This is a genomic window from Dokdonella sp. (genome assembly GCF_041395345.1).
Taxonomy (GTDB): Bacteria; Pseudomonadota; Gammaproteobacteria; order Xanthomonadales; family Rhodanobacteraceae; genus Dokdonella.
The window spans coordinates 220934-232126 of record NZ_JAWLAR010000005.1 but is presented as its reverse complement, the minus strand read 5'-3'; the positions used below and the strand labels follow the sequence as shown (position 1 = coordinate 232126).

Here is an 11193-nt window from a genome sequence, read left to right as displayed (position 1 = left end):
GCCGGGCCCGCGGCATTGGCGTGGATCCCTGCAGCCAGGCCGCCGGCGACCGACCGTTCAGGCCCAGCTTCCGCGCAGCTCGCGAACCCGCTGTTCGAGCGCTGCGGCGCTTGCCTCGGCCGGTGCAACAGGCGCGCCGACGCTGAGCACGATGCGCGACCAGAACCGGCGCGGCAGTCGCATCCGGCCTGGCCCGGTATCGCGGCGGCTGAAGATGCTGCCCCAGAGGCCGCGGATGGCCAGTGGCACGACCGGTACCGGACGTTTCGCGAGGATGCGCTCGACGCCAGGCCGGAACTTCGCGATTTCGCCGTCGCTGGTCAGGCCGCCTTCCGGAAAGATGCAGACGATCTCGCCTTCGGCCAGGGCGCGATCGATTTCCTCGAAGGCCTTTTCAAGCAGGGCCGGGTCTTCCCGGTTCGAGGCAATCGGAATCGCCTTCGCCGTGCGGAAGATGAAACTCATGATCGGAATATTGAAGATCTTGTAGTACATGACGAAGCGTGCCGGCCTGCGCACGCTGCCGGCGACGATCAGCGCATCCATGTAGCTGACGTGGTTGCACACGAGCAAGGCCGGGCCGTGCTCCGGAACCTGGTCGAGGCCTTCGGTGCGGATCCGGTACAGGGTGTTGATCAGGATCCACGACAGGAACCGCATCAGGAACTCGGGAACCAGCGTGTAGATGTAGATGGCAACGGCTGCGTTGAGCACGGCCACGCAGAGGAAGATCTGCGGGATGCTCAGCCCCAGTGCGGTCAGCCCCAATCCCAGCCCGGCCGAGATGACCATGAAGAACGCATTGAGGATGTTGTTGCCGGCGATCACACGCGACAGCTCGCTGCGATCCGTGCGGTTCTGCACCAGGGCAAACAGCGGCACGATGAACAGGCCGGCAAACAGACCGATCAGGATCAGGTCGAAGACGATGCGCAGGCTGCCATCGGCGCTGAGGAATTCCATCGCACCGAGGCCGGTAGCGGTCGCCGCCAGCGGTCTAGCGAAATAGAGATCCACGGCAAAGACGGTCATGCCGATCGAGCCGAAGGGCACCAGTCCGATCTCGACCTTGTGCCCCGAAAGGCGTTCGCAGAGCAGGGAGCCAATGCCGACCCCGACCGAAAACAGGGCCAGGGTCAGATTGAGAACAGCTTCGCTGCCGCCGAGGTAGGTTTGCGTGTAACCGGGCAATTGCGCGGTGAAGACGGTGCCGAAGAACCAGAACCAGGAAATGCCGAGGATCGAGTTGAAGATGGTGCGGTCCTTGGTCACGTAGCGCATCACGCGCGCGGTTTCGGTGACCGGATTCCAGTTGAACTTGAGATCGGGCGCGGTGGCCGGGGCCGGCGGTATGGCGCGACTGACCAGGTAGCCGACGACGGCCACGCCGACGACAAGAATCGATGCGGCGGTGGCCCCGAATTCGCCCATCGCCATCAGGGTGCCGCCGGCCATCATGCCGATGAGTACCGCCATCGACGTGCCCATCTCGACCAGGCCATTGCCGCCGACGAGCTCGTCAACCCTGAGCGCCTGCGGCAGGATTGCGTACTTGATCGGACCGAACACGGTCGATTGCAGACCCATCAGGAACAACACGACGAACAGCAGCCAGATCTGGGCAGCATGGAACGCATACACCGCGACCAGCATGGCCGCGATCTCGAACAGTTTCACGTAGCGGATCAGGCGCGTCTTCTCGAATTTTTCGGCGATCTGGCCTGCCGTGGCCGAGAACAGGAAGAACGGCAGGATGAAAACGGCAGGCGCGATCATCGCGTAGAAGCTGACAGCATCGATGGCCAGGCCAAGATGAAAGCCGATCAGCACGATCATGCCCTGGCGGAACGCATTGTCGTTGAATGCGCCGAGCGCCTGGGCCAGGAAGAACGGGCCGAAGCGGCGCTTGCCGAGCAGGGTGAACTGACTGTGTTCGGACATGGAGGGGCCTGAATCCTGATGGGCGACCCGGGCAATCTAGCAGAGCTGTCGCATTCCGTGATGCGAACGCCGTGCCCGGCAGCAGGTTCGTGCCTCGAGTCTCGAGGGTTTGCCTCGATGGCCGGCTTCGTCCACGATGTACAAGCCCGGACTATTCATGAAGAACGCACGCCCTCGCTTGCCCCTTGGATCCACACGGCACTTCACTCATTCGGCAATAGTGCCCGCTATATTCTCAATCGAGAAAAGCCGTGTGAATCCAGAGTCCTGCGCGATCATCGTGCGTTCTTCATGAATAGTCCGGGCCAGGGGAGGGTGAATGACGATGCAGCGGAATGCGCGGCAACTTCGTCCATTGGCTGCGGCGACGCGCTGGCGCTATCGCGTTGCGCGCGAACGGGCTGCGATCGGGCAGTTTGCCGATGCCCTCGAAGTCGATCTCGCTGCGGCCGACATCGCCGAATCGGTGCGTCAATCGCTGGCCACGGTGCTGGACGAGTTGCTCGCCAACGTCGTGATGCATGCGCAAGCCGCTCGCGGGCCCGTGCATGTGCACGTGCGTCGCCGCAATGACGAGTTGATCGTGCGTCTGCGCTACTGCGCCTCCGCATTCGATCCGACAGCGATCGCCGCCGCCCAGCTGCCGGCGAGTATCGCCGCAGCCACGCCCGGCGGCGTCGGCATCGCCATGGTCCGTGCAATGACGCGGGAATTCGCCTACCGCTACCGGCGCGGCGAAAACCACCTGCGCGTGCGCGTGGCGCTGGCCACGTAAGGCACGAATCCGGGCAGGCCCGGGTGGTTCACGAATGGATCCCGGCGGTTTCGCTGCAGGGGGATGGAAGACTTAGCGCCTGAGTGCGCGATGGCCGATATCGCGGCGATGGAAGGCGCCCGGAAAATCCAGGGTGGCCACGGCCGCATAGGCCGCCTCGCGCGCTGCGGCGAAATCGGCGCCGAGTGCACAGACGGTAAGCACGCGTCCGCCTGCTGTCACCACCTTGCCGTCCACCATTCGTGTGCCGGCGTGGAATACCTTGATGTCCTTGCCTTGCGCAGTATCCAGACCGCTGATCGGATCACCCGTACGCACCTTGCCCGGATAACCCTGTGCGGCCATGACTACGCCAATCGACGGACGCGGATCCCAGCTCACGTGAGTGCCGTTCAGACGGCCAGCCAGTGCCGCTTCGATCAGCTCGAGCAGGTCCGACTGCAGGCGCATCATGATCGGTTGTGTTTCGGGGTCGCCGAAACGGACATTGAACTCGATGACCTTCGGCGCACCGCTGCTGTCGATCATCAGGCCGGCGTAAAGAAAGCCGATGAACGGCGCGCCTTCGGCTGCCATGCCGGCCAGGGTCGGGCGAATCACTTCGTCCATGATGCGCTTGTCGACCTCGGGGCTGACCACCGGTGCCGGGGAATAGGCGCCCATGCCGCCGGTGTTCGGCCCGGTATCGGCCTCGCCGACACGCTTGTGATCCTGGCTGGTCGCCATCGGCAAGGCGTGATCGCCATCCGATATGACGATGTAACTGGCTTCCTCACCTTCGAGGAATTCCTCGATGACGACGCTGGCCGATGCGTCGCCGAGCGAATGTGCGCCAAGCATGTCGTGCAGGGCCTGCTCGGCATCACCCAGTGTCAGGGCCACGACGACACCCTTGCCAGCGGCAAGTCCGTCCGCCTTGATCACGATCGGCGCACCATGCTTGCGCACGTAGGCGAGGGCGGCATTGAGATCATCGAACGCGGCGTGGCGTGCCGTTGGAATGTTGTGGCGGACCAGGAACTCCTTGGCGTAGGACTTCGAGCCTTCCAGCTGCGCGGCAATCCTGCGCGGACCGAAGCAGGCCAGGCCCGCGGCGCGGAATCGATCGACCACGCCGAGCACCAGCGGTATTTCAGGACCCACCACGGTCAGGTCGATGGCCTCGTCGCGGGCAAGCTTGAGCAGCCCATCGATGTCGTTGGCGGCAACCTCTGCATTGCGCATGCGCGGTTCGCGCGCAGTACCCGCATTGCCGGGAGCCACGATGACTTCGGTAACCCGTCTGGACTGAGCCAGCTTCCAGGCCAGTGCATGTTCGCGGCCACCGCCGCCGATCACGAGGATTTTCATATGTTCGGGATTCGGGATTCGGGATTTGGGATTCGATAGGGTGAGCCACCTGCCGAGGTCCGACCGGGACGGATTGGCACGCGCGAGTTGTCAGCGGGGATTCGATACTGGCTCATGGCTGCGCAGGGTTCCACGTCCTCAGCTCTTGCGAATCCCGAATCTCCAATCTCGAATTCCGGCACTAGTGCCTGAAATGCCTCACGCCGGTAAATACCATCGTCATGTCGTGTTCGTCGGCGGCGAGGATCACTTCCTCGTCGCGCATCGAACCGCCGGGCTGGATGACGGCGCGGATGCCGGCCGCGGCTGCGGTGTCGATGCCATCGCGGAACGGGAAGAAGGCATCCGAGGCCATGACGCTGCCGGGAACGCTGAGGCCGGCTTCCTCGGCCTTGATGGCCGCGATGCGGGCGCTGATCACGCGGCTCATCTGGCCGGCGCCGATGCCGATCGTGCGGCTTTCGCGGGCGTACACGATTGCATTCGACTTCACGTACATGGCGACGTGCCAGGCAAACAGCAGGTCGCGCAGTTCTTCTGCATCCGGCACGCGTTTTGAAACGACCTTGAGATCGGACAACATCAGCGTGTCGCGGTCTGCATCCTGGGCGAGCATGCCACCGGCGATGCGCTTGTAGTCGATCGACTGGCCGGCCTGTTCGGGCCATTCGCCGGTCGCGATCACGCGTACATTCGGCTTCTTCCTGAAAGCCGAGAGCGCAGCCTCCTCGACGGTGGGTGCAATGACCACTTCGACGAACTGACGCTCGAGGATCAGCGAAGCGGTTTCCAGATCAAGCGGGTGATTGAAGGCGATGATGCCGCCGAACGCGGAAACCGGGTCGCAGGCATAGGCATGTTCGTAGGCTTCGCGCACGCTGGCGGCCAGCGCGACACCACAGGGATTGGCATGCTTGACGATGACGCAGGCCGGAGTGCGCTGGAACGCCTTGACGCATTCCAGTGCAGCGTCGGCGTCAGCCAGGTTGTTGTAGGAGAGTTCCTTGCCGGCAAGCACCCTGGACGTGGCGATCGTACCCGGCGCGGCGTTGCGTTCGACATACAGCGCTGCGGCCTGGTGCGGGTTTTCTCCGTAGCGCAATACCTGCTTGCGTTCGTAGGCCAGGTGCAGGCTGGGCGCAAACGGTTCGCTCGATTCGCCCTGGGAACGCGCACCGAGCCAGGCAGCAACGCGACCGTCGTAGGTGGCCGTGTGCGCATAGGCCTTGGCTGCCAGCCTGCGTCGCATTTCGATCGTGGTGCCGCCCTGGGCGAGAGCCTCGAGGACCTCGGCATAATCGGCCGGATCGCACAGGACAATGACGCTTTCATGGTTCTTGGCGGCGGCGCGCAACATGGCCGGGCCGCCGATATCGATATTCTCGATGCCTTCGAAGAGACTGCAATCAGGGCGGGCCGTAACCGATTCGAACGGATACAGATTGACCACGAGAAGATCGATCGCAGCAATGCCGTGTTCGGACATGACTTCATCGTCAATGCCGCGACGTCCGAGCAGGCCGCCGTGGACCAGCGGATGCAGGGTCTTGACCCGACCGTCCATGATTTCCGGGAAGCCGGTGACCGCGCTGACCTCGGTGACCGGGAGATGCGCATCGCGCAATGCCTGCGCGGTGCCCCCGGTGGAAATCAGGCTGATATCCAGGGCGTCGAGCCCTCTGGCCAGATCGGCAAGGCCGGACTTGTCCGACACACTCAACAGCGCCCGGTGGACGGGAGGAGGGGGAATCTCGAACATCAGGTCAGCCGGAAGCGGTTTGGCGGGCCGGCATTATAGCGGTTCAACTGAGCTCGTACTGGTGCAGCTTCTTGCGCAGCGTGGCCCGGTTGATGCCCAGGGCCGCAGCGGCGCGGCTCTGGTTGCCGCCATACCAGGACATCACCTCGCGCAGCAACGGCAATTCGACCTCGGCAACGACCAGCGCGTGCAATCCCTCGGAGGGCTGCGAATCCACATCGCTGAGGTATCGACGTACGGCCCTCGCGACGCACTCGCGCAGGGCGGGTTGCAGGGCGGAATCGTGCGCGACATCAACGCGCAACGGGGTAGCGGCATTCACTGCGATCAATCCCTCGGGGCTTTGTTCTAGTTATGAGTTCTGCCGTGCATCCTTCCCTCAGGAGCGCGGCGGGTCGATGATCATAACGCCGTCGGGCCCCATTGATAAGTGCCAGTGGTCGATTCGATTGCAAACTTTTCGAACCAGAGCCCGCCTAGTGGAAGCGAAACTCGAATGCCACGGCATTCTTGCCCGGATCGGCCACTTCGAAGACCAGGGCCGCCTTCGCGGCGGGAGCCAGGCCACTGGCCAGGGTCTTGGCGTCGCTGACGTATTCCGACGGCCGGAATCGACGCATGGCAATGCGTTGTTCATCAAGGTCCGACAGGGTGATCTCCACGACTGGAAACGGTTGTGGGAAATCGGCGGAGTTCTGCAGGGTCGCGGAGATGATCAATGCGCCCGGTACCGAGGGATGCGGGCGGATATCCCGTGATGCGAGCTGCAGGAGTTCTTCATCACGGCGCAAGGGGATTTCGCAGCCGACTTTGGCGCAGATGTCGGCGATGACCGGCCTGAGACCGGAGTCGTTCAGCCAGAGCTGCCGCTCGGCCCAGGCGATTTCAGCCGCCAGCAGCATCAACAGGATCAGGCTGCCTGCAATCCAGGGGCCGTTGCCACGGGTTGGCGCCCTGCCTCTTCTGCGTGTGAATTGAGGCGGGCCGGAAGAGCGATCATGCGCACGCGGACGCTCGTCCGGGTCGAGGAACAGAGCGCCTTGTTCGCCGCGATGGGGCCGGAACACCGGCAAGCCCAACTGCGGCGGGCTGGCCAGCTCGGCATGGCGGCCGAGTTTGCCGATCGGCTCGGACGGGAGTTGTTCACTCAGCGTCGGCAAGGCATCGAATATGGCGTTGCAATGCGAGCAACGCACGTTGCCATGCGCGCCTGCAAGCTCGGCGCTGCCGACTTTGAATACGGTCAGGCATTCGGGGCATTGGGTGTACATGGGTCCATTCTAACCGGGCTTGCCAGAGCGACAGGGAATTTGCCTGGGCGAATGTCGCGGTTTGCGGCTGACCTTCGACGGAGACAGCACCGAACGGCTTGCCGACTAGTGGATGTCGGTGCGGCGCTTTCCGTCGATGCGAACCCAGTCTTCGCGCTTGCTGACCTGCAGATCCTCGAACCACTCCGAGTAACGCTCGAGCAAATCGCTTTCCTGCCCGCCGAGGATCCCGGACAGGGCGAGCAAGCCGCCGGGGCGGACATGCCTGGCAAACAGCGGAGCGAGTTCGTACAGCGGGCCGGCAAGGATATTGGCCACGAGCAAATCGGCGGGCGTGCGCTCATCGACGTTCGGCAGGCGCAGCTGGATCCTGTCGGCCACGCCATTGCGCGTGGCATTGTCACGACTCGCTTCGATGGCCTGCGGATCGTTGTCGATGCCGATCACGTCGGCGGCGCCCAGCAGCGCAGCGGCGATCGCCAGCACTCCCGATCCGCAGCCGTAGTCGATCACCGTCTTGCCGCCGAGATCGGCTTGATCGAGCCACTCCAGGCACAGGGCCGTGGTCGGGTGGGTGCCCGTGCCGAAGGCCAGGCCCGGATCGAGTCGCACGATGACGGTGTTGCCGGAATTGGCGGGCGGTTCAATGTTCCACGGATAGATCCAAAGGCGTTCGCCGAACTGCATCGGCTTGAACTGATCCATCCAGACGCGGGTCCAGTCCTGGTCGGCGACTTCGCGAAACGCAATCTGTCCGGGTTCCAGCTCGGGAATCAACTCGCCGAGAACGTGAATCAGTCCGCTGCGATCGGTTTCCGCTTCGAACAGGGCCGAGAGGACGATCAGCGACCATAGCGGGGTCTCGCCGACCGCCGGCTCGAGGATGGCCTGTTCGTTGCTGGTATCGGCATCGGCATCGAGCAGGGTGACCGCGAGCGCGCCAACGTCTTCCAGCGCCGCTTCGACGGCTTCCTGCTGATCGGAGCGCAGGGTCAGGGAAAGCTCGAGCCAACTCATGGCGGGATAGGTTTTCGGTCAGACAAGTTTGGAACGCGAAGGACAACACACCGGCTTTGTTTGCATTTGGATCAAGCACGATGGGAAAGGTTCTCGGTCGAACAGGTTCGGAGCGCGGCAACCTGCATACCGGCTCTGCAAAGATTCCTGACCATTGTCGCAGGCGACAATCCGCATCTTCGAGTTCAGGCCCATGAGCGCGTGACTATCGAGTGTTCACCCATCAACTCAATCCCAGCGCCTTTTCCTTGGCCTCGGCCATGCGCTTTTCCAGATAGTGGATGTTCATGCCGCCCGCCTGGAAACCGGCGTCGGCCATGATCCGCATCTGCAGTGGCAAATTGGTCTTGACCCCCTCGATCACGACTTCGGCAAGCGCATTGCGCATGCGTGCGACGGCCGTTGCGCGATCACTGCCGTGCACGATCAACTTGCCGATCATCGAATCGTAGTTGGGCGGAATGCGATAGCCGTCATAGATGTGCGTATCCGTGCGCACGCCCGGGCCACCTGCGGCGAGGAAGCGCTTGACCGTGCCGGGACTCGGCATGAAGGTATCCGGGTCCTCGGCGTTGATGCGGCATTCGATGGAATGACCGGTGATGCGGACATCGTGCTGGCGGATCGAGAGTTTCTCGCCGGCGGCAATCATCAGTTGCTCGCGGACCAGGTCGATGCCCGTGATCATTTCGGTGACCGGATGCTCGACCTGGATGCGCGTGTTCATTTCGATGAAGTAGAAGCGTCCGTCTTCATAAAGGAATTCGAAGGTGCCTGCACCGCGATAGTTGATGCGCAGGCAGGCTTCGACACAGACCTTGCCGATCGCCTGGCGCTGCTCTTCATCGATGCCGGGGGCGGGGGCCTCCTCGACCACCTTCTGGTGGCGACGCTGCATCGAGCAGTCGCGTTCGCCGAGGTGGATGGCGCCGCCCTGGCCATCGGCCAGCACCTGGATCTCGATATGGCGCGGGTTCTCCAGGTACTTCTCCATGTAGACCTGGTCGTTGCCGAATGCGGCCCTGGCTTCGGTCTTCGTCATCGAGATCGCGTTGCCGAGATGCGCTTCGGTGTGGACCACACGCATGCCACGACCACCACCGCCGCCCGATGCCTTGATGATCACCGGATAGCCGATATCGCGTGCGATACGCACGTTCTCGGCGTTGTCGTCGCCCAGCGGGCCACCCGATCCGGGAACGCAGGGCACGCCGGCATCCTTCATCGCGCGGATCGCCTCGACCTTGTCGCCCATCATGCGGATCGTCTCGGCGCGCGGGCCTATGAAAATGAATCCCGATTGCTCGACACGCTCGGCGAAGTCGGCGTTCTCGGAAAGAAACCCGTAGCCCGGATGAATCGCCTGGGCGTCGGTCACCTCGGCGGCGGCGATGATGGCCGGCACGTTGAGGTAACTCTCGGCAGCCGGGCTAGGTCCGATACACACCGATTCATCCGCCATGCCGACGTGCTTGAGATTGCGGTCGACGGTGGAATGCACGGCCACGGTCTTGATGCCAAGCACATGGCAGGCGCGAAGGATGCGCAATGCGATTTCGCCGCGATTGGCGATGACGACTTTGTCTAGCATGGGAATGGGGAATAGGGAGTGGGGAATGGGTTTGAAGCTCGCATCATGATTCTCCACGCCTCTTGAGGGCGTTCATCAGCGCAGTGAGTCGAGCAAAGACGAGATCAAGCAGATCATTGAGTACGGGCGTCGAATTCATGTAAGTCAGGCGTTCGGCGATCTGCAGTTGTGTGGACATTTCCGATAACGAACCGCGTGCAATGGAAAGAAAGCGCTGGTATTCGGCGCTGGAGCGTCTGGCTGCACCTTCGGCAATGTTGGATGGAATGCTCACGGCCGCTCGACGGATTTGGGCGGTCAGGCCGAATCGTTCGTCAGAAGGAAAACTGGCGGTGGCTGCGTAAACCATCTCTACCAATTGCATGGCGTCCTGCCAGACATCCAATTGCTCGTGAGCCCGCTTGAACGATTCCCCATTCCCCACTCCCGATTCCCGGCCCTTCACCCGATCACAAACAACGGCTCGTCGAATTCGACTGGATGTCCGCTTTCGACGAGTACTGCGAGGACCGTGCCGGAAACTTCGGAGTCGATCTGATTGAACATCTTCATTGCTTCGATGATGCCGAGTGTGTCGCCGGCCTTGATCTTTTGGCCGACCGTCACGAAGGGCGGAGAATCCGGGTTGGCCGAGGCATAGAACGTGCCGACCATCGGCGACCGCACCGTGGTTCCGGGCGGCAAATCCTTGATGTCCGCGGCTGGCGGGGCCGATGACGATTCGCTGGCCTGGGCAGGCTCGGCCTGCGGGGCAATCGTGTGCGTGACCGGCGCCGGGTTCGCGGCCGGTGCGGCGGCATAGGCCGGCGCCATGTTCTTCGGGTAGCGCGAGAGGCGGACGATTTCCTCGCCTTCCTTGATCTCGAGCTCGGCCAGATTTGATTCTTCGAGAAGATCGATCAGTTTCTTGATCTTGCGCAGATCCATGGGTGGTGCCCTTGACTTGGCGCGTTCCGCGGGGCGGAGCGCTGCGGGTTGATGAATGGGTTCAGGGTTTGGCGAGCCGGCGCAGGACGACTTCGACCGCCATGCGATAGCTGTCGGCGCCGAATCCCGAAATCACGCCTTGCGCGATCTCGGAAAAATACGAGTGCCGGCGGAATGCCTCTCGGGCATGCACGTTGGACAGATGCACCTCGATGAACGGAATCGCCACTGCGGACAGCGCATCGCGCAGGGCGATGCTGGTGTGGGTGAAAGCGCCGGGATTGATCACGATCCAGGCGACTCCGTCGCTGCGCGCGGCATGCACCCGGTCGATCAGCGCATGCTCGGCATTCGACTGGAATGTGCCCAGTTCATGGCCCGCGGAGCGCGCATACGACTCGATGGCGGCATCGATGTCGGCCAGGGTGGCATACCCGTAAACCTCCGGCTCGCGTGCTCCGAGCAGGTTCAGGTTGGGCCCATGCAGGACGAGGATCTTGGCCAAGCGTGCTCTCGATGCGGTCGCCGATCGACCGGTTCAAACAGCGCTGTAGTGTCATCT

At 62.9% G+C, this 11193-nt stretch carries 11 protein-coding genes; 1 reads left to right on the top strand and 10 read right to left on the bottom strand.

The window, feature by feature from the left end; all coding sequences use genetic code 11:
* Window positions 1–57: 57 nt before the first annotated feature.
* On the bottom strand, window positions 58–1941 hold the full coding sequence (locus R3F00_RS06655; protein WP_371280968.1) for an MFS transporter: 1884 nt from the start codon (window positions 1939–1941) through the stop codon (window positions 58–60).
* A gap of 319 nt (window positions 1942–2260) precedes the next feature.
* On the opposite strand from R3F00_RS06655, the gene R3F00_RS06650 reads away from it, so the two are divergent.
* Window positions 2261–2716 carry an ATP-binding protein gene (locus R3F00_RS06650; RefSeq protein ID WP_371280967.1) on the top strand — a complete coding sequence of 152 codons (456 nt, stop codon included), beginning with the start codon at window positions 2261–2263 and terminating at the stop codon, window positions 2714–2716.
* Window positions 2717–2788: 72 nt separating this feature from the next.
* On the opposite strand, the gene purD is transcribed toward R3F00_RS06650, so the two are convergent.
* The 9 genes from purD to aroQ all read right to left on the bottom strand — a co-directional run bounded on the left by purD (window position 2789) and on the right by aroQ (window position 11136).
* Entirely contained in the window at window positions 2789–4066 is a 1278-nt protein-coding gene (purD, locus tag R3F00_RS06645; RefSeq protein ID WP_371280966.1) for a phosphoribosylamine--glycine ligase, read from the bottom strand.
* A 181-nt stretch (window positions 4067–4247) separates the two neighbouring features.
* Window positions 4248–5825, bottom strand: coding sequence for a bifunctional phosphoribosylaminoimidazolecarboxamide formyltransferase/IMP cyclohydrolase (gene purH / locus R3F00_RS06640; protein WP_371280965.1), 1578 nt, complete (start codon window positions 5823–5825; stop codon window positions 4248–4250).
* A 43-nt stretch (window positions 5826–5868) separates the two neighbouring features.
* On the bottom strand, window positions 5869–6147 hold the full coding sequence (locus R3F00_RS06635) for a helix-turn-helix domain-containing protein (protein ID WP_371280964.1): 279 nt from the start codon (window positions 6145–6147) through the stop codon (window positions 5869–5871).
* Between the two features lie 154 nt (window positions 6148–6301).
* Window positions 6302–7096 (bottom strand): zinc-ribbon and DUF3426 domain-containing protein, encoded by a 795-nt coding sequence (locus R3F00_RS06630; RefSeq protein ID WP_371280963.1) that lies wholly within the window; start codon window positions 7094–7096, stop codon window positions 6302–6304.
* 105 nt (window positions 7097–7201) lie between these two features.
* A complete protein-coding gene (gene prmA, locus R3F00_RS06625) occupies window positions 7202–8113 on the bottom strand; it encodes a 50S ribosomal protein L11 methyltransferase (RefSeq protein WP_371280962.1) in 912 nt (303 codons plus the stop codon).
* Between the two features lie 223 nt (window positions 8114–8336).
* Complete coding sequence (gene accC, locus R3F00_RS06620; protein WP_371280961.1) at window positions 8337–9704, bottom strand: acetyl-CoA carboxylase biotin carboxylase subunit; 1368 nt, start codon at window positions 9702–9704, stop codon at window positions 8337–8339.
* A 43-nt stretch (window positions 9705–9747) separates the two neighbouring features.
* The gene (locus R3F00_RS06615) at window positions 9748–10128 is read right to left on the bottom strand and encodes a four helix bundle protein (RefSeq protein ID WP_371280960.1); all 381 of its coding nucleotides are present in this window, start codon (window positions 10126–10128) and stop codon (window positions 9748–9750) included.
* Between the two features lie 17 nt (window positions 10129–10145).
* Window positions 10146–10631, bottom strand: a complete 486-nt coding sequence (gene accB / locus R3F00_RS06610; protein WP_371280959.1) for an acetyl-CoA carboxylase biotin carboxyl carrier protein — start codon at window positions 10629–10631, stop codon at window positions 10146–10148.
* A 61-nt stretch (window positions 10632–10692) separates the two neighbouring features.
* Window positions 10693–11136, bottom strand: a complete 444-nt coding sequence (aroQ, locus tag R3F00_RS06605; protein WP_371280958.1) for a type II 3-dehydroquinate dehydratase — start codon at window positions 11134–11136, stop codon at window positions 10693–10695.
* Window positions 11137–11193: the final 57 nt, after the last annotated feature.

Bases quoted from the DNA above. Each gene is read 5' to 3' on its own strand.
- R3F00_RS06630 (WP_371280963.1), bottom strand. From the start codon at position 7,096: ATGTACACCCAATGCCCCGAATGCCTGACCGTATTCAAAGTCGGCAGC.
- prmA (WP_371280962.1), bottom strand. From the start codon at position 8,113: ATGAGTTGGCTCGAGCTTTCCCTGACCCTGCGCTCCGATCAGCAGGAA.
- accB (WP_371280959.1), bottom strand. From the start codon at position 10,631: ATGGATCTGCGCAAGATCAAGAAACTGATCGATCTTCTCGAAGAATCA.
- R3F00_RS06650 (WP_371280967.1), top strand. From the start codon at position 2,261: ATGACGATGCAGCGGAATGCGCGGCAACTTCGTCCATTGGCTGCGGCG.
- R3F00_RS06655 (WP_371280968.1), bottom strand. From the start codon at position 1,941: ATGTCCGAACACAGTCAGTTCACCCTGCTCGGCAAGCGCCGCTTCGGC.
- purH (WP_371280965.1), bottom strand. From the start codon at position 5,825: ATGTTCGAGATTCCCCCTCCTCCCGTCCACCGGGCGCTGTTGAGTGTG.
- purD (WP_371280966.1), bottom strand. From the start codon at position 4,066: ATGAAAATCCTCGTGATCGGCGGCGGTGGCCGCGAACATGCACTGGCC.
- accC (WP_371280961.1), bottom strand. From the start codon at position 9,704: ATGCTAGACAAAGTCGTCATCGCCAATCGCGGCGAAATCGCATTGCGC.